The sequence below is a fragment of the Ruminobacter amylophilus genome (genome assembly GCF_900115655.1).
GTDB classification, from domain to species: Bacteria; Pseudomonadota; Gammaproteobacteria; order Enterobacterales; family Succinivibrionaceae; genus Ruminobacter; species Ruminobacter amylophilus.
Map to the genome: position 1 here is coordinate 14,779 of NZ_FOXF01000018.1, position 19,379 is coordinate 34,157.

At 39.7% G+C, this 19,379-nt stretch carries 13 protein-coding genes; 5 read left to right on the forward strand and 8 right to left on the reverse strand.

Annotation, left to right across the window (positions count from 1 at the left end):
• Positions 1 to 8: 8 nt before the first annotated feature.
• Positions 9 to 4,115, forward strand: coding sequence for an Eco57I restriction-modification methylase domain-containing protein (locus tag BMY80_RS06045; RefSeq protein WP_093141899.1), 4,107 nt, complete (start codon positions 9 to 11; stop codon positions 4,113 to 4,115).
• Positions 4,116 to 4,489: 374 nt separating this feature from the next.
• Here BMY80_RS06045 and BMY80_RS06050 read toward each other — a convergent pair whose 3' ends face one another.
• From BMY80_RS06050 to BMY80_RS06060, 3 genes are all read right to left on the reverse strand, one after another.
• Positions 4,490 to 6,250 (reverse strand): AAA family ATPase, encoded by a 1,761-nt coding sequence (locus tag BMY80_RS06050; protein WP_093141902.1) that lies wholly within the window; start codon positions 6,248 to 6,250, stop codon positions 4,490 to 4,492.
• Positions 6,251 to 6,848: 598 nt separating this feature from the next.
• The gene (locus tag BMY80_RS06055; RefSeq protein ID WP_093141904.1) at positions 6,849 to 7,151 is read right to left on the reverse strand and encodes a hypothetical protein; all 303 of its coding nucleotides are present in this window, start codon (positions 7,149 to 7,151) and stop codon (positions 6,849 to 6,851) included.
• A gap of 133 nt (positions 7,152 to 7,284) precedes the next feature.
• The gene (locus tag BMY80_RS06060) at positions 7,285 to 7,911 is read right to left on the reverse strand and encodes a hypothetical protein (protein WP_093141907.1); all 627 of its coding nucleotides are present in this window, start codon (positions 7,909 to 7,911) and stop codon (positions 7,285 to 7,287) included.
• 514 nt (positions 7,912 to 8,425) lie between these two features.
• Between BMY80_RS06060 and BMY80_RS06065 the strand changes: the two genes are divergently transcribed.
• Genes BMY80_RS06065 through BMY80_RS06080 form a run of 4 tightly spaced genes read left to right on the forward strand, consistent with a single transcriptional unit; the run spans position 8,426 to position 14,853 of the window.
• Positions 8,426 to 11,161, forward strand: a complete 2,736-nt coding sequence (locus BMY80_RS06065; RefSeq protein WP_093141909.1) for an NACHT domain-containing protein — start codon at positions 8,426 to 8,428, stop codon at positions 11,159 to 11,161.
• 11 nt (positions 11,162 to 11,172) lie between these two features.
• Positions 11,173 to 12,321 (forward strand): restriction endonuclease PLD domain-containing protein, encoded by a 1,149-nt coding sequence (locus tag BMY80_RS06070; protein WP_093141912.1) that lies wholly within the window; start codon positions 11,173 to 11,175, stop codon positions 12,319 to 12,321.
• Positions 12,322 to 12,338: 17 nt separating this feature from the next.
• A complete protein-coding gene (locus BMY80_RS06075) occupies positions 12,339 to 14,183 on the forward strand; it encodes a Z1 domain-containing protein (protein WP_093141914.1) in 1,845 nt (614 codons plus the stop codon).
• Positions 14,184 to 14,202: 19 nt separating this feature from the next.
• Positions 14,203 to 14,853, forward strand: a complete 651-nt coding sequence (locus BMY80_RS06080) for a hypothetical protein (protein ID WP_093141917.1) — start codon at positions 14,203 to 14,205, stop codon at positions 14,851 to 14,853.
• A gap of 74 nt (positions 14,854 to 14,927) precedes the next feature.
• Here the strand turns inward: BMY80_RS06080 and dcm are convergent, their stop codons facing one another.
• From dcm to BMY80_RS06095, 5 genes are all read right to left on the reverse strand, one after another.
• Positions 14,928 to 16,322 carry a DNA (cytosine-5-)-methyltransferase gene (gene dcm / locus BMY80_RS06085; protein ID WP_093141919.1) on the reverse strand — a complete coding sequence of 465 codons (1,395 nt, stop codon included), beginning with the start codon at positions 16,320 to 16,322 and terminating at the stop codon, positions 14,928 to 14,930.
• A gap of 102 nt (positions 16,323 to 16,424) precedes the next feature.
• Entirely contained in the window at positions 16,425 to 18,401 is a 1,977-nt protein-coding gene (locus BMY80_RS06090) for a DNA polymerase (protein ID WP_177178509.1), read from the reverse strand.
• Positions 18,402 to 18,455: 54 nt separating this feature from the next.
• On the reverse strand, positions 18,456 to 18,599 hold the full coding sequence (locus tag BMY80_RS12200) for a hypothetical protein (protein WP_177178510.1): 144 nt from the start codon (positions 18,597 to 18,599) through the stop codon (positions 18,456 to 18,458).
• Positions 18,584 to 18,742 (reverse strand): hypothetical protein, encoded by a 159-nt coding sequence (locus BMY80_RS12205; protein ID WP_177178511.1) that lies wholly within the window; start codon positions 18,740 to 18,742, stop codon positions 18,584 to 18,586. The genes BMY80_RS12200 and BMY80_RS12205 overlap by 16 nt, the downstream gene beginning before the upstream one ends.
• A 67-nt stretch (positions 18,743 to 18,809) precedes the next feature.
• Positions 18,810 to 19,379: a DUF2815 family protein gene (locus BMY80_RS06095; protein WP_093141922.1), complete on the reverse strand. Its 570-nt coding sequence runs from the start codon at positions 19,377 to 19,379 to the stop codon at positions 18,810 to 18,812.

The following is a 19,379-nucleotide window of genomic DNA, read 5'->3' on the forward strand; positions in this document are numbered from 1 at the left end:
CGAGCTATATGATAAATTGTGATAATAAAAAGCTTCTCGATGAACTAATTGTTGGTCGGGTCAAGCCACATATATACGCATTCACTACGAACACAATACCTAACTATTTAAAAGTTGGTGATACCTACCGACCTGTTGCTGTGCGCTTACGTGAATGGATGCAGCATTTTCCGAAGCTTAGAAAAGAGTTTGAAGATTTGGCAATTATCGGAGATGATATTTTTTTTAGAGATTATTCTGTCCATCAGTATTTTGAGCAAGATTTAGGAAAGCATAGACTGGAACGTGGTGAATTTCCGGGAGAATACTATTCAAATGAATTTTTTGCAGATGTAAGCCCTGAACAGATCTCTGAAGCTATTTCGGATATAAAAGAAAACTATGAGCAGAACACGGGAAAATACAAGTATTATGATGCGACAAGCCAATTGCCGGAGGTTTTCACATATGTATCTTCAGGAATGTGGAATATTCGTCCGAATCAGCAGGCAACAATTGATAATTTTGTCAGAGCCGTAGACAGTGGGCATACCAATTTGCTGATGTATGCAGTCATGCGTTTTGGCAAGTCATTTACTTCCCTTTGTTGCGCCAAAGCAAAGGGGTATAAACTGGTGCTTGTAGTATCTGCTAAAGCGGATGTACGTGAAGAATGGAAGAAAAACGTCCAGAGTGCCGAAAACTTCAATAAAGACTATGTTTTCATATCGAGCGATGATCTTGTTAGAGATGAATCTATTATCAGGACCAATCTTACAGAAGGCAAAGGCGCAGTAGTATTTCTTACGCTCCAAGATCTACAAGGCGATAATATCAAGGATAAACACAAAGAGGTATTTGGTAGTCAAATAGATCTGCTTATCGTGGATGAAACCCACTATGGTGCAAGAGCAGAAAGCTATGGAAAGATTTTGCGTGGCGTAAACTACGAAAAAGATGTCAAGGAAAAACATGCTGAAGATGATTTTGTTGAGGCTGATGCTGCTGAAGAACAACTGAAATCTCTTAATGTAAAAATCACACTTCATTTATCCGGAACACCATATCGCATTCTTATGGGGAGTGAATTTTCCAAAGATGCCATCATTGCGTTTTATCAGTTCTCCGATATCGTAAAAGATAAGGAAGAATGGGACAAAGAATACCTTTTGAATGATACCAGCGATGTTAAGGAGTGGGAGAATCCGTATTATGGGTTTCCTCAAATGGTTCGTTTTGCTTTTGTGCCAAGCAAATCTGCACTTGCCCTTTTGGAAAAGTTAAAAAATAGTGGTACTACATATGCGTTTTCTGCGTTATTGAAACCGCAGTCCGTTAAAAAAGATATTGAACATTCTCTTCATAAGAAATTTGTGTATGAAACAGAAGTTCTTGAACTCTTTGAAGCCATTGATGGTAGCAAAGAGGATGAGGGGGTACTCTCTTTCCTTGATTACGATAAAATCAAAGACGGAAAGATGTGTGAACATATAGTATGCGTCTTGCCGTACTGCGCCTCCTGTGATGCCTTGCAGCAGTTGATTGAGGATAATGCATCTAAATTCAGAAATCTGAATAACTATACAATTATCAATATTTCCGGTGTGGATAGCCCGAATGAATATCGTGATATTAAAGCTGTCAAAGAAAAAATAAAACAGTGTGCCATCGAGGGTAAGAAAACTCTTACGCTCACTGTCAATCGTATGCTTACAGGGTCTACGGTTGAACAGTGGGACACAATGATTTTTCTGAAGGACACTGCGTCTCCGCAGGAATACGATCAGGCAATTTTTCGCCTGCAAAATCAGTATATCCGTGAATACATCGGGGAGAACGGGGATGTCATCAAATTCAATATGAAGCCACAGACACTTCTTGTGGATTTTGATCCGCATAGAATGTTTGTTATGCAGGAGCAGAAGTCGCAGATATACAATGCGAACACAGATGCCTCTGGAAACGAGCATCTGAAAGAGCGCCTTGTTGATGAATTAAGGATATCTCCGATTATCACACTTAATAATAATCGCATTGAACAAGTAAAGGCAACAGACATTCTTGCTGCAATCAGCGAATATTCTAGTAACCGTGGTGTTCTTGATGAAACGAGAGATATTCCGGTTGATATGTCTTTGCTTGATTTAGATGCCATAAAAGCAGAGATTGAACGTCAAGCGGAACTAGGTTCTCGAAAAGGTTTATACGTTGAGGCACATCTTGGCGAAGGCACAGACATGGACTCGGAAGATGACGATAACGGAAATGACGGTGATGGTTCTGATGGTACTAACGACAGTGGAACAGACGGTGATTCTTCTTCTGGGATTGAAATAGAACCGAAAGATGATATCAAAAAACTGGAGAACAAGTTTAGAACTTACTATTCAAGGATTTTGTTCTTCTCTTTCCTAACGAAGGATAAAGTTACATCTCTTGACGATGTTATTCGTTGTCTTGATATCAAGGAAAATTTACGCATTGCATCCAATCTGAATATTAGTAAGAACATCCTTGAGCTTATGCATAGGCACATGAATATCTTCATGCTACGACAGCTGGACTACAAGATTCAGAACATTAATACCCTTGCACACGATGAAGATGTTGAGCCAATGCAGAGATCCGCAGTTGCAATCAGAAAGTTCGGCAGGATATCTGATTCCGAGATAACCACACCGGAGAACGTGGCAATAGATATGATTAATCTTATTCCGGATAATTGCTTCTATGCACTCAGAGATGGTGATGATAACCGTATTTTAGATATGTCCAGTAAAATGGGAGAATTCGCCGTTGCCATCTTGAAACGTTGCGAGAATTTAGGCATTCCTCTCGATAAAGTAAAGGATAAGATACTATCAATACCTACATCATCAATTGCCTACGAGTTTACGCGGAAAGTCTATGAGGTTTTAGGGCTTGACTTATCTGGCATAGCGGTGCAATTTAACAGTTATGATTTATTAAAGATTAAGGAAGTGAAAGAAGATGGTTCAGAGAGTGATAAGCTTGATTTTGAGAAAATAAAAAATCTGCTCTCGCAGAACAAAACTTTTGCTGATGTCGATCTGAAGGATGATGTGAGTGATGCAACGGAGGTGAGAAAAGTGATTTTCAATGCGGTGGTAGGAAATCCGCCTTATCAGGAAACTATTAATAGTGATACAGACAATCAATCACTGAGCAAGCAACTGTTTCCACAGTTTATTATGCTTGCAGAAGAAATAACCGAAAAATATGTTTCATTAATTACTCCAGCAAGATGGTTTGCGGGGGATGCTCAGGACAAATCATTCGTTAAATTGAGGAACTACATCAAAGGAAATAATCACATTCAGTCATTATGTTATTTCCCAGATGCAAGTGAAATATTCAGTAATGTAGAAATCAAAGGAGGACTCCAGTATTATCTATCGGCGAACGACTATTCAGGAGACTTAGATTTCTATTCAGTTCATAATGGTGAAACTACATGTGTTAAACGAGCATTGTTCTTTGGAGATATGGATATTGTTATTAGTGATATCAAAGCAATTCCGATCTTGAAGAAAGTTCATAATGTAGACTTTACCCCTTTAACCGAAATAACGACAGGGAGAAATGCGTTCGGAATAATTGGAAAGCCTGCTGTAGTTGAAAGCATATCCAAGTCCGAGCCATTTGCAGGTAGTGTTCCGCTTAGATGCAAAGCTAACATTATTAGGTGGATCAAGCCAGAAAGCGTCACTAAAAACAGAGATATTTTTGAAAATTACAAAGTCTTCATTTCAAAATCTGCAGGCAATCCTAATAGCGATACGCGTGTAATTGGATATCCATATGTAGGTAAACCAAATAGTGCATGTACAGATTCGCTCATTCCAATCGGAAAATTCGATAATGTTGATGAGGCCGAGAATCTTGCAAAATACCTAAAAACAAGATTTCTTAGATTTATAGTTCAACAGGTAAAGAATTCTCAGAATGTAACTCAAATCGTGTATCGTTTTGTTCCTATGCAAGATTTTACAAATCATTCAGATATAGATTGGGAGACAACGATTGAGGAAATTGAAAAGCAGCTATATGCTAAGTACAACTTAACTGATGATGAAATCGATCATATTGAATCCTTAATATCAAAAGTCGAATAAAATGCATATTGGAAAAAAGGAATTAAACCTAGAAAAGTAATACCCGACTTTTGTTGTAACACTGCAGATTTGGGAGTAGATGATTGCGAAGAGTGACTTTTAAGAAATTAAATGTTCTGAGCTGATAAACTGTTGTTCAATGCCAACTATTGTACAATATAGTCAAGTCAAACACTCGGATTGCTTTGGATGATAATAGAGCAACTGAAAAATGTGCTGATCGCATTTATAGGTTTATAGATGAACCTTTGACCAATGAACAGAAAAGCAAATTAGAGAGCACTGAATCGAAAGTAAATTAATAATTCAACATTTTTTTGAGCTGATTGAGCTTTGAACTGTTGCAGATTTTGCAACAGTTCATGTATTCATCGCTACCCGCAATATACGCATTCCGAACCGGCAAAGACCATGGCATAGGCTTTGACCAGTTTACCCTTGAACTCAAGGGCTGTTTTGTAGGTTTGTGCCTGTTCGGTTGCTTCATTTTTCAGACTTTCAATCTTTGCTTCAGTTGCGTCTTTTTTAGCGGCGTACTTCAGTTCGATGAGGTAGGTACATTCACTTTTCTTTCCCTTGTTGATGGTGATTACCAGATCAGCATACTTTTCTCCCTTGCCGATAACTCTCAGCGATTTCTGTAGCTCAACCACAACTCCGCTCATGGAATTAAGCTTGGCGTGGAGCACTAGATTCAGAGCCATCTCACTCATGTGTAAAAGAACCTGATTGGTGAAGATACTGCTTAAAAACTCTGTACAGGAACAAGCAAAAGATGAAAGATCATCCGAGGCATTAAGTAGTGCTGATATATCTAGTTTCTGTTCTCTGAATATACTATTAGGCTTTAATCGTAAGTCCACCGTGCATTGTGCAAACAGCTTCGACATAAAGAGATTCGGAATTTTTAACATTAGCCCGTCTGAGTTTGACAGTACCGGATCAATGGTGAGATAGCCGAGATAATACAGCATGGATAAAAGCTGAACTTCGCTATACTTCTCTGATTTATTCAAATTGATGTTTTCGGCAAGTTTTTCGAGGTAGAACGAATCGCCACTGAGGTATGTGTCTATAATGTTATCAGCCAAACCATCTTCGGCAATGTTAAACAGTTGCTGTAACTTTGATCCGTCATGATCGGATGCCGGGTCCAGATATTTTTCAGGGGCGAGAAATTCCTGTTCCTTCTGCATCCTGTTTAAATAATATAGGCACATGGATGAGTTATACAAGGTGCTTTTAGCCAGTCGGCTGAAGCAGTATCCATCGTAAACAGGTTTCATTCTGGAAATTACTTCATCAGCGGTTACACCAATGCTTTTTATATCAACCAGCTCAGGAATGAGCTTTTTAAGTTCGGTTTCAGTTAAACCCGCATATTCATTAAAACATTCGTCAGAAGTGACATTGAGTGCAATATTAAATCCTGAGGTCAGGGAATCAAGGGATACAGAAGATACGCCGGTAATGAATGTTTTGGCGATACATCCGGCATCGGCTGCAGCGGCTTTTATTGCAGCATAAAAATCTTTGAGGAAACTTCCGTCACTGGTTATAGTTTGGAACAGATTAAAATCACGTGACAGAATCTGGTTGGCGAAATTATCATATTCATCAATCATCACATAAAGTCGGCCTTTATCGGAATAGCTGGCATAGGCAGAAACGAAATTATTAAACAGAGTAACAGAATCTGATTTGTCCAAATTATCATAGTTAAATATGAAATCAGGATATCTTCTCTTAAAATTATCTATGCCAAAAGCTACCGCAGAAAAGAAACTGTTGTACATAACGGTACTGCTTTGCGTGCCAACCCGGGAAAAGTCAAAATTCAATACATGATAGGAGTTATGGCTTTCTAGATGTTCATCATATATGTCAGTTTTTGCAAACAACTCTTCATATCTGTCAGCATATGATATGTCGTAGAAGCATTTCAGCATTTGGATAAAGGTACTCTTGCCAAAACGCCTCGGACGCAGAAGAACCGGATATAAGGTCATTCCATTATCATCCAGTGACTTAATTATTGCGCTTTTATCGGCAAAAGCTCTTTTGAGCTTGCGAAACGATTCATAAGAAACTTCACCATAAGGGGAGTTTAACAATTTAACTTCACTTTCTGACATAATGAATCCTTTGTTCCTAATTCATATCCGACATCTTTGTGCTTTATAAACGTATGTGTATAATTTATGGTTATCATGTGTCGGATATCTGCGATTCACAATGCTTTCTTTTCAGATGTTAAAGGGTTTCGCTACAAATAGCAACTTTTATGGGATACTATGGTGATGAAGACACGAGATTTAATTGGTTGTGTTTCCACAAACTTAAAGGTTGGGACGCTTGAAAAGATGTATGTTTAAACATGTTCCCTCAATATGCCAGTAAATTCGACATCAATTAAAAGGTCTCGGCACACGTCGAGACGGTGGTATTACTGTCAAGGGAAAAACGGAATGGGTGAAAACCCCGTAAAATCAAGGGTTTGGCGAGTTTTGTGATTTTGAAAGGTTGAGGGAAAAAGGGCGTTTTAGGCTGTATCTGAAAACACACTTTAGGCTAGAGATACAGAGGTTGTGGCTACAGTTTTATTATTGCAGTAGGGTTGTGGCTACGGTTTTATTATCCCAAAATAAACAGAGGTGTTTGTTTGGAATTCAGACATCAGCTAATAGGCAGAGCATCAGTTCCTGATTGCAACACCGACTTTATTCCTGATCTTTATTTTCCGTTTGGAGATTCGAGCAGACGTTTAGCCTCATCTTTGGAAACAATGCGGTTTTCTTCAAGACTGAGAAGTTTTGCAAGTTGAGTATAAAGCCGATCTTCCATAAGTTCATCTTCCCGTTTCTTTGCCTCCCGTTTCCTTTGTTCTGAGCAGGGGATGCAACAATCTTTACTGGTTGGATCAAACTTGTAAATTGAAGTCTCTCCGCAGATGGGACACTTGTAGATAACAGGATTCTTGGAAACGTCAATACGGTAGGTTTTGCCATCTGGGGCTGAGAAATCGATGTAGAACATAGCACGTAATCCTCTATTGTTTTGCTGATAGCATTTACGCTCTATGTAGAAGATATAGCAAGTTAATAAAACAGCGGTGCCGCAGTTCCAAACCGTAGCACCGCCTTTATAAATTATATTTCGTAAGAATAACTTATACGGTAGTCATGCTTACCCCGAATTGCTTAATCTTATTCTTGATGTAGCGCATTTGTCGCTCCGTCAAGCCTTCCATCATTGCGATGTCCTCTAACAGGTATCCTTGGCGGACACACAGATCAAAGACTCTGCCAGCTTTAGGGTCTTTACTGTTAATCTCCTTATAGATGACTTCAAGATCCATTCCAGTTTCAGTGTCATCCATTTCAGAGATGCCACCAGTCAGTTCTTCCGGCTCGCCATAGTTGACTACGGTTAACTGCCTAGCTTCTGGTTTTACACCAAAAGGACAGGCTGAGCATTTGTTACAATCGGGACATCTGATTAAAATACCGTGTTTGTTAGGAACCTGGCAACGAGTGTTCCGATGCCATTCGTTAAGTTGCTTGTTAATGAAACTCCGAAGTTCCTTAACAACAGCTTCATTAGGTTCTGTTTGAGTTTTGATAAAACCGACAAGAGCCTTCTTGCTTGGTCCAAAAGATACGTACCTGCAATCTTCGCTAGGAAAACCTCTTTCCCAGCGTTCTCTCTCGTTTTTAAATACTTCAACTGGAACATAATAAACATTTTGTCCTTTAGATTTACTCTGGGCGCAATTACCCTTTACTTGTTTTGCCATGGGTTTTTACTCCTTGCTTGGCGGTTAAAAAAACCGAAGCGGAGTTGCCCCTCATGGCTGCCAGTAGCTATGTACATAGTTGGTCACCTATGCGGATTTCTCCGCTTCGTAGGGTGACCAGCAAGATCGCGTTCGCTGGCGTCCTAAGTTGATGTCATTCCATCTCTGAAGTTGCGATGCTCCCTGCTATCCTGTGCACTTGATTGCAGGTACCTCAGATCTGGCGTTTAATGAGCCTTATTTAAAAGTTCATTTCGTGTTTTCGCTGGTAGAAAAACATATAAAAATGCTATAAAATGAATAATTTTTATGAGAACACTTCTGAAATCATATCTACCGCAAATCTAATGTCATGAGACGGTGACGCCAATCTGCTTGAAACATTGATTCGTCACTGAGTAGTCTCTCGAACACAATAATCATCCTAATGTAGATAAGGTTCCGAGCAAGAAGGTATTTAGTTACTGTTAGTTTCTAAGGTTTCTGTAAGTTACTATTTTGGGAGAAATTCATTTTGAGTCAGACATTTATCCCCCATCTGTGTGGTGGCACTTTCTTTGCCTTGATACTCGAGGCTAGAAAAATTCGGAAGAAGGCTCGGGATAAACAGAATGGAGGCACAGACAATTTAACAGCCAAGGATCTGTTTGCGGGATTATCAAATGTATTGACAGGAGAAAAAATGGATCCGAAGGGGGGAACTTTAGCGAAATGTGCCTCCCAATATAAAACCTGTAAGAGTAGTTCTGGATGTTATGTTCCATTCACCGAGCGTGCTGTAGTGTTGGCTTTTGATTCTTCTATGAAAATTAAGAGTCCTGTTCTTTACGCAAGAATAAAGGAATTCATTGATCTGTACTTGAATCGTGATAAATGTAGATGGTTGGTAAAGGCTTTGTTAGATACCATTCAAAAAGATATAAGCATTAAAGATGAAACTACATTTGAGATTAGAAAAAATCAATTTATAAAAAAGAGTGAATTCGCAAAGATTAATGAGTTGTTTTTACCATCGTTTTTGTTGTCTGTTCTTCATTATGTTGTAATGAATGCTCCTGATGCTGAGTCAGGTAGAGCAACATTTGAAAAATGGTTTAGACAAAGCGGTAAAAATACTGAGTGGAAATTCTGCGGTGATATCGGGGAAAACATATCGTCGATAGAGATCCTTTATGAAGAGTCTGACACTACGGATGAGGACATCGCTCCAATTGCTGATGTGCTAGGTAGTAACTGTGGAGTACCATTAGTTGTTGAACAGGTTGGACAGGTTTTACCAGATATATCTAGCATTTTAAGTTCCCAAATATACATGGTAGATGAACATTTGCTTTTAGAGGAGCAGGCTGAAGATGTGCATAAAAATTTACCATTTGCTAAATATTTGAGAGAAGCATCATCATTTTATAATGACAAAAAGACTCTTTTAAATCCTGAAGACTCATGCCCATTTTATGATCTTTATGTATGTAATAACCTAAAATATCACCGACCTAAACATAGGGGAATTTTGGAAACTAACAGTAAACTTGTTATAAGTAACTGTACTGTACAAACGTTAGAAGCAGAGTCGAAATACATTATCATTCAGGGGACGGGTGGTATTGGAAAGTCTATGATGCTAACGCATCTATTTTTAACTTGCGCCAAGGAGTACCAAGAAAATGGGGCTGTACCAATTCTTGTTACTCTGAAGGATTATAAAGAAAGCACTTTAAATGTTTTGGATTTTCTTTTAGCAGAGGTTCAAACATATGATGAGGATATTACTAAAAATACCCTCATTAGCGTTTTGAAAAAGAAAAAAGCTGTTCTTTTACTTGATGGACTGGATGAGATTCAGAAATCAATGCGAGATAACTTCTTTGCTGATATAGAGGCTTTTATAAAATCATTTCAAGGAAACACAATAATTATTTCATCTAGACCTGTGTATAACTTTGTCGCATACGTCAAGTTTTTACTGCTTGATATTCAACCATTAACGATAGATCAGGCATTAGCTTTAATTAACAAGATTAAATTTTGGGATGATGAAGGAAAGAATAATTTTATAGAAGCTCTGAGGACTCAATTGTTCTCATCTCACTATCAATTTGCCAGCAATCCTCTACTTTTAACCATAATGCTAATGACCTTTTCTATGTTTGGGGAGATTCCGGCTAAGATGCACGTCTTTTACTCGAAAGCATATGAGACGATGGCTAGATTGCACGATGCTACAAAGGGATCATACAAAAGACCTCTATATACAGGACTGACTCCTGAAGAGTTTGAAAAGTATTACTCAGAGTTTTGTGCTCGAACATATGTAAAGGAGATATTTGAATTTGATGAACATTCATTTTTTCAGCACATGGAAAAAGTAATTAATGATTCATCAATAAAAGGGAAAGACGTCACTCCAAGAAATATTCTAAAAGATTTGACGGATAATCTTTGTCTTATGTACAAGGAGGGATTGAAGTACTATTTTATTCATCGTTCTTTTCAAGAGTATTTCACTGCTTACCATTTTGCTTACGGGTTTGATAACAGACTTACTCAGTTTGGAGAGCATTTAGACGAAGCACAACAAAGATCGTATTCTGACAGAACCTTCGATATGTTGTATGACATGATCCCGACAAAAGTAGAACATATGATTTTCTATCCAATGCTAAGCCAATTTATTAAGAATTGGAATGAAGAAGGGGAAAAGAATGAATATTGGAGATTTCTCGAAGATCAATATCCCACACTGTATGTTTTTTCAGATGCAATTACAGATAGTTCGTATAATTCACCGCGATCATATATTTACGAAAAAATGGTGACGGCACATAACTTGAGTCGTATTACTGAGCTTGATGGTTTGCTAGGAATAACATCTTCTTTAGGTGACGGTGTAAAAGTACATTATCATTATGAAATTTATAAAAAATTTTTAAATCTTGAGGCGTTTGATAGATACCCTGATCCTTCAAGCATACCTGATGAAGTTCTTGAAGAGACAACAATTGTAGAAGAAGATGAAATTCCTTATTGTTATCGGGAATACTTTGGCAATCCAAGGGAAGTTGGTAGTGTCACCGAGTTTGAAATAGCGAAAATGCGAAAAAATTATGAAAAACATAAACATTTTTTCTCACAGATTAATGACGATGATTTTCCTTTAAAAAGAGAATTGTTTAATGTAAAGATGTACTTTGCTAAGTTGGAATCAAGTGTAAATAAGGAACGAAAGTCTAATAGATTATTTGACGATTAAGGAGTCCTGATATGAAAGTTTTATATTCTGATATATTGCCACTTTCTTTGGATGATGGTAAGCAGACAATACTTGATTGTTTTATTGAACAAGTTCAGAAAGCAGATAGAATTGAGATAGCTACAGGGTATGCTTCAAATTCGTCCTTGGAAGAATTGGATAGTATTTTGGAAAAGCATAATATTTCATACGTTTCATTAACTATGGGTATGTACTTTATTGAGGGAATGCCCGAAAAGATGTACCACTCAGCCGTAAAGTTTAATCAGAAATGGATGGAAAAAGGCGTAGGAGAAATTAGGTTAGTTAGAGCATTTAAATACCACGGAAAAATATACAGCTTTTTTAAGGATGGTGCGTGTTTTGCCACAATTATCGGCTCTGCTAATTTGGGTGTGATAAAGACAGATGCAAATAATCGGAGACAGTATGAGGTGTCAATATTAACTGAAGATCCAGTTGAGTGTTCAGAGTTTGTCTCTCATATTGAAAAATTGAAGAGTGACCGTTGTTCAGCCAATATTGCAGATATTCCAAATGTTAATCTGATTCGAGAACAGAATATTTCTCTTGATGGAGTAGACCGCGTAAGTCAGCTTTCACCTAGAGGGGTTAAATTATATTTTGAACACCAGACCAATATTTCCTTTATATTGCCAATTAAAGTTCCTTCTTTCGATGAGCGGTTTATGGATGATAACAAACACTATACAAAATCGAATATAAATGTTTGCTATGCCGCACCAAGGAGTAAGAAAAAGTCTCGTGATTGGTATGAGGTGCAAATGACTGTGTCAAAAGAAATTACAAGAATGGAAGGGTATCCGGAAAAAAATTCCCCTTTCTTTGTAGTAACAGACGATGGCTACTGGTTTAAAGCTCATACGACAAGCGATGGAAATAAACAATTTAGTGCTGTAGGTGACGAACTGTTGATGGGGCGCTGGATAAAAGGGCGACTTGCTGCCGCAGGACTTGTTGAGCCTGTTAATGATAGTCAGCTCGACAAAGAACGTCTTGGTATGATAACAAAGGAAATGCTAGAGTCCTACGGGCGTAATGCCATCGTTTTTGCAAAAACAGATCAACAGGCTCTTGATGATGATAAAAAGACTATGTTGGATGTGTGGACTTTGTCATTTGAAACTGTAAGTGAATAAATAGAAGTGAATTTAAAATGAAGTATTTAGAGACATACCTTAATAAAATAATCAGCAGAGGCAATGTACAGCTTGCAGATTCAATCAGCAAAACAGCAGAAGAATTGGGAAATGAGCATATAAAGAATTTTTCTTTCATTAGTCATGAAATTGGTCTGCTTTTTGGGAACGTCCAATCTGGAAAAACAGGACAAGTGTTTGGTATTCTGTGTAAGGCCGCTGATTTAGGTTTTCCTGTATTCCTTATTCTCACTACTGATAACAACATTTTGCAGGAACAGACCCTAGAGAGAGTGAAGAGCGATCTTGATGGATTCTGTGTTTGTGGAGAAAATGACTCTGGATTGTTTATTGCAAACGAACTTAAAGAACCTGTGATAGTCGTATTGAAAAAAAATTTCAATATGCTTCGACTATGGTCAAATGTATTCAATACGACTGGGTTTATGAAAGGCAACCCATTGTTTATTATTGATGATGAGGCAGATGCCGCATCATTAAATACCCTTGTTAACAAAGATCGTCAATCGTCTATCAATCGCTATTTGGATAGTATTAAGAATGGCTCATCTAGCAGTCTTTACTTGCAAGTGACAGGTACCCCGCAAGCGATTTTTCTTCAGACACGACAATCAGGCTGGCATCCACTGTTTACACACTATTTTAAACCGGGAAAAGGGTATCTCGGTGGAGATTTCTTTTTTCCGAAAAATGGTAATTCAGATTGTATAACTTACCTTGATGGGTTGAAAGAACCTGAACGGAATGTTGTACTTCGACATCTTCTTGTTTCTGCGCAGACTCTGCTTTCCGGTGACGTTGTTTGTAATTGTTTGATTCATCCAAGCGTAAGACAGTCTGTACATCAGAGTTTCGCAGATAAAATCGAGAAACAGTTGAGATGGTGTCTCGATAACATTGATGGTAGTTTTATAGCAGAATTGAAAAAGGAATATGATTTGCTGCACCCTTTAAAGAGCAGTAAAAAAGAGTTTAATGAAATCTTGGCTTTCGTTCAAAATTTAGTTCGTAACCAATTGATAAAAATAATTATCATGAATGGTAAAGCTGACGTGGACAGCGATGAGTATGAAAAAGGCTGTAATTTTATAATAGGTGGGAATACATTGGGAAGAGGGGTTACTTTTCCAAGGCTACAGACCATATATTACACTAGAACAGCAAAAAAACCACAGGCTGATACGATGTGGCAACATAGTCGTATGTTTGGCTACGACCGAGATTCTAGTATGATGATGGTTTATATCGATGAACAGCTGTATAAGTTGTTTGCTGATATTAATGCAACAAATAACGCAATCATATCCCAAGTAGAACAGGGAATCGATGACGTAAAAATTTATTATCCTGAAGGTCTGAATCCAACACGGAAAAATGTCCTTGATAATGATCATGTTGAAGTTATATGTGGCGGAACAAATTATTATCCGTTTGACCCAGACAATAACACTATCGAAGATATTTCTGATCTCCTCAATCCATTTTCTGATGACGAACCATATTATCAAGTGAGTTTGCGTCTAATGAAAGAAATTTTGAGTCATGTTAAGGCAAGTCCAGATTTTAAAATAACGTCCTTCTTGGCGATATTGGATACAATGCTTGCTGAGACACCAGCAGCACAAGGTATCCTAATAGTTCGCAGGGGCAGAGATGTTGCTCAAGGAACCGGTGCTTTGTTGTCTCCAAACGATTGGCAACTTGGTGGTTCATTTCCTAGAAAAACGGTTCTCACGATGTATCAGGTAACCGGTAAAAAGGGATGGGGAGGCAAACAAATGTGGGTTCCTAATATCAAGTTACCGCACGGGGCTGTGTATTATGATGTAATCGAGGAATAATCGTTTTTTGGGGAGTAATATGATAAAGACGATTGTTTTGTCCAAATATGATATGCAACGATGCGTAGATTTTTCTAAGGAATCTGCTAAATCGCAACAAGCTATTGAATTCGGACAATCAGATACTGTTCCAAGGAGAATAGCTGAAATTGCAAGAGATAACCTTATAGGGAAGATGGCTGAAGTTGCTATTACTCATATGCTGAGGGAGGACTTTGGACTTCATTTTACAGTGAATTTTGATATTTACCCGAGAGGTGAATGGGACGATTTTGATGTCCAAATAAATGGATGGAACGTAGATATTAAGTCTACTAGAATAGGGCAATGGCTTTTATTTGAAGTTGATAAACTGAGAATGCGGCAAAATCAGAAGTATAATAATTTGCCAGATGCGATATTTATGTGCAGAACGCCGTGGAATAGAGAGCTAGACGAACCAAAAGGTACTGTCGAGTTAATTGGTGCAGTAAGTTTGAAAAATCTTCTGTCAAACAATTCAAAGGTGGTAAGACTTAAGAAGGGGGATTTTATCCCAAATACGAGAGCCAAGTTACAGGCTGAGAACTACGGAATTCATTTCAGTAATATCAGTTCGGACTGGGGATCAATTATCCCTTACATGTTGACCAATCCTCCTCCTGATGCATCAGCGTATATCATCCCCTAGTTTTTTATAGTGGAATAATCAGAAAAATCCAAAAGAGCATGAGACTTTTGGTGACTGACTCATGCTCTCTTCTGCTACTCTTCGATGTTAGCTTCTACGGATTCGTATTCTATTTGAGCAAAGGTTCTAAGGATTGCTTCATAAATTATTTGAGCTCCTCGACATGGAACAGCCATTCCGATTTGTCTTCTGACAGACTCCTTGCTTCCCTCAAAAACATAATCATCTTGGAAAGTTTGTAAGCGAGCGCGTTCACGGTTTGTTAATGCACGTGGATCGCTCCAATGATAAATGTGAGTGCCACCACCTCCACTACCTGTAACGGTATATGCAGGCTTATCCGGATCAAGTCGTTTGTATATTTGACTGATTCTTGCGCCTTTTATATTTAGTTGGAGTTCTTTTGGCAAATCTGCTGTGAAAGCATTTTGTCCTGGTTTAATAAATTCAAGACGCTTTACAACTTGTTCGCTCATACGAGTTCGCTCGTTGTTAGCAGCATTTTCCGGAATTGGTGGAATTTCAATAGCGGTCTTACATGAATTGTCTACTTTAGCATACGGTGCAGGACTAGGTATTTTGAATTCAAAAGGAAGATCGTTTCTAATACCAACAATTATGACACGATGTCTTGCCTGTGGAATTCCATACTCTTCAAATTTGTAGAGGTTAGGGTATATGCGATATCCACAAGCAATCATGTCTTCCTTGATTTTTGCAAAGGCTCCTCCTTCGTTTGCGCTCTGAATACCACCTACATTCTCTGCGAGAAACCAAAGCGGTTGGTATCTCTTGAGAACCTTGATCCCGTATGTATATAGAGGACCAAATGTTCCGTCAAATCCTTTTTGCTCTCCAACTACTGAGAAATCATTACAAGGGAAACCAAACGAAAAGGCGTCAATATCGCCTAACTTTTCTATGTTGAGTGTGTGAACATCTTCGCAAAATACACTGTTTGGATTGTCTGGGCAGATGTTTTTTGTGTAAGTATTACAGGTATCTCTGTCATAATCGTTTGCCCAAGCATGGACAATACGATATTCTGAGTTTTCGATATGTGCGTTTGTTGCTCCCCAAGCTAAACCGCCAGGGCCACAAAACAATTCTCCCATTCGAAATACTGTCGTGTTAGCCAATTTTTTTGCATTTTTTTCAACCTGTGCATCGATCACGCTTTGAATTAAATCTAGATCTTGTATGCTTAGTCGATTTAGATTTTTTAATTTAAACGATGGATTAATATCAGCTTCGTTGATGTATCCAGCTTTTAACATCAATTCAAATGGGTGAAATCCAGCCACACGTGCAATCCGGCATAGTGTTGTCCAATTGGGAGTTTTTCTTTGTCCTGATTCAATTTTGAGAAGCTCACTGTCGCTTATACCGCAGGCGTCTCCTAGCTTTTTAAGTGACATGTTTAAAGCTTCTCGACGTTCTTTAATGAATTCGCCGACTGAGTTTTGCATGATTTAAGTCCTCTTTTTTGTAGGACTAGAATAGTACTTTTGCTGCTTATTGTCAATAAAAAGCAAAAAAACGCTGCCTAAAAGCAGCGATGATTAGATTTTTTAATCCTTTTTGTAGAACCCGCACTCATATCCATCAGCTCTGAGAACCAGTCCTGGAATCCACTCAGGCGTTCTGCCCATTTGTTCGCAGACAGCCTTAAGGGAAACATTCTCGGAGCACTCTATGATGAGTTCGTCATGGACGTGACCAACGATAAAGCAGTGTTTCAGCGTCTGCATGGCATAGGCAAGAATGTCCCGGCTGACAGCCTGAACGATGTTTTCTACAAACTTAGGACCGTAGCTCTCAATTCGACTCCATTTCTTGGTTGCATCAATCCCCATATAGGTGACACTCTCGCCACCGAACTGGTTCATGCCGATACGTGGCTGAACGTAGGCAAGCTTTCTGCCGGAAGGTAGGGTGATGAACAGCATGCCGTTCTTAACGGTAAATTCCAGACAGCCGACTTTCTCAGTGGTGTGTAACTGAATAGCGGTCTTTACCGCATTATCTATCTGCCACCAGAAAGACACTATGTTCGGATTTGAGTTCCTCCACATATTGACCAGCGGTTGCAGTTCATCTTCGGATAGTCCCATATCTAGTGCTCCCATGGCTTTAAGGGCTCCGACAGATCCGCCGTAACCAAGGGCGAGTTCCGCTATTTTACCTTTCTGCCTTAAATGGCTGTTGGCCCCGTGCTTTTCTACCGGAACATGGAACATCTGACTGGCGCTGGCGCAGTAGATATCACCGCCATTGCGGAATACATCTGTTCGCCATTGTTCTCCTGCCAGGTGACTCAGCACTCTTGCCTCAATGGCACTGAAGTCAGAAACGATAAACTTGTAACCGGGGCGGGGGATGAATGCTGTGCGGATTAACTCTGACAGAACATTCGGAACGGAATCATACAGCATATTAAGCATTTCATATTCACCGGCTTTCACCAAATCACGTGCCTGTTCCAAATCTGACATGTGGTTCTGAGGTAGATTCTGGAGTTGAATCAGTCTGCCTGCCCATCGTCCGGAACGGTTCGCTCCGTAGAACTGAAACATTCCGTGGCAGCGGCTATCATCACATACAGCATTCTGCATTGTCTGGTACTTTTTAACGCTGCTTTTGGCAAGTTGCAGCCGGAGTTCAAGTACCTCTGCCATATCTGCCGGGACGGACTTAAGCAGGGCGGCAACGTCCTTTTTACCCAATGTTTCTGTTTCCAGACCGTTGTCTGCCAGGTAGCCTTTGAGCTGCATGACGGAGTTCGGGTTATCGAGTCCGGTAAGTTTCTGCATTCTGTTCATGAGGTCTTTTTTGGTCTGTTCATCAATGCTGATAGCCTGTTCTACGAGCTGTCTGTCAATCATGATGCCACGGTCGTTTATTTCCTGATCCAGATGATACTCATCCCAGACGAAATCCGGTACCAGGTAATTTTTCAGCCTTCTCTGTATTTGCATTTCAACCTCGACGTCACGTCGGTTGTATTTTTTGAACAGTTCCCATTTCTCCGGTGCATGCTCCGGCAGATTCCATTTACGTCCTGCAGTTCTGCTCGGCATACAGAAGTAACGGATAAGTTCCTTTCCTTCCTTAAGTTTCTGCTCCTCAAAGCCAAGTACGGCACCAACCTTATCAAGTGAAAGGGGGAGTCCGTTATAGGCTGCCCATACCAGGGTACATTTCCATGCTGCTGGATCTAAATACTTCTGAACCGGATCTCCCTCAATGCTGTATGTGGAGAAGTATTGCGGATAATTCCGTCTCAGCCATACTGACAGACAGACTCTCTCGAAGGAAGCGTTATAGGCCCATTTGGTAACGGAATCATCTGACAGAGCTTTGATGATTTCCTCCGGTACTTTGTCGCTGCTGGCAAGGTCATATACAGCAACGGGACCGCCATTAACGGAAACCCCAAAAAGCAGAATGTCGAAATCAAGTGATTCAGCATACTTGTAAACTCCAGCCTTTGTAATGTCTATGCTACTTCGTGTTTCCAAATCCAGTGACATGAACTCAATTTTCATAATTCCAATCCTCATTAAAAAAGGGCGGCAGATAAACCGTCGCCCCTGATACATCTATTTACGGTGTAACCGTTTGTTCCACAGGTATCTCACCAGATCAACCAGATTGCCGGCAATGATGCCGAGCACGGTTCCGATAACAAATCCGAAGGCAAATTTCATAAGTGAAATTTCTTCGGGAGTCAGTCCGCATTCCATCTGTCTGTACCTCCGTACCTTTTACCTCTGAACTTTCTGATTGCAGTAGCCACCAGATGGGCGAGTACCGCACCAAGTGCAAAGAACGAAATGAACACAAGATACAGTCCGGCAACCTGCCAGAGTTCCATCGAATTTTCCATATTTACACCTCATTTTCATAAAGGCGGCAGGCATGCCCACCGCCAGAGATTTTCAGAAATTACCGGATTAACCTAAGAAATCCTCATCGTCTTCATCGTCGAGATCTGCGAAGTCATCCTCGGCACGGCTGTGACCGCCAAGCGGAGTACCATCCGCGAGTTTCTGCAGATTGTTGAGACCGCAGGCGATACCCTTGTTGCCGTTGGAGTTGTAGGCGTAAAAGTTGATGGATGCTCTGCCGACGATACCAGAGTAAAGCTCGGAGGTATCGATGATGTCCTGTCGATCTGCGTCAACCACACCAGGCTTGGTGGTGCTGTTGGCGTTCACGAAGTAGGAGTTGGCATAAGCAGCGTCGCCTTTACGATCCTTGTCACCGTCACGCAGCGGAGTCTTAAGCGCATCAAGATCCGGAACGAACTTGGAGTTGCCCTTGAGCTTGGACTGACCTTCATCATAGGCAGCCTTGATGGCGGCCTTGATCTTGTTGACGGTCACGGTGTCGGACTTAGGAATGATCAGCGAAACGCTGTACTTCGGAGTGCCACCGCCCATAGGAACCTTAGGCTCGTTAACGTTAAGATAAGAGAAGATGGTCTTAGGACCGGTAATTACTTTAGTAGGACTTTTTGTCAT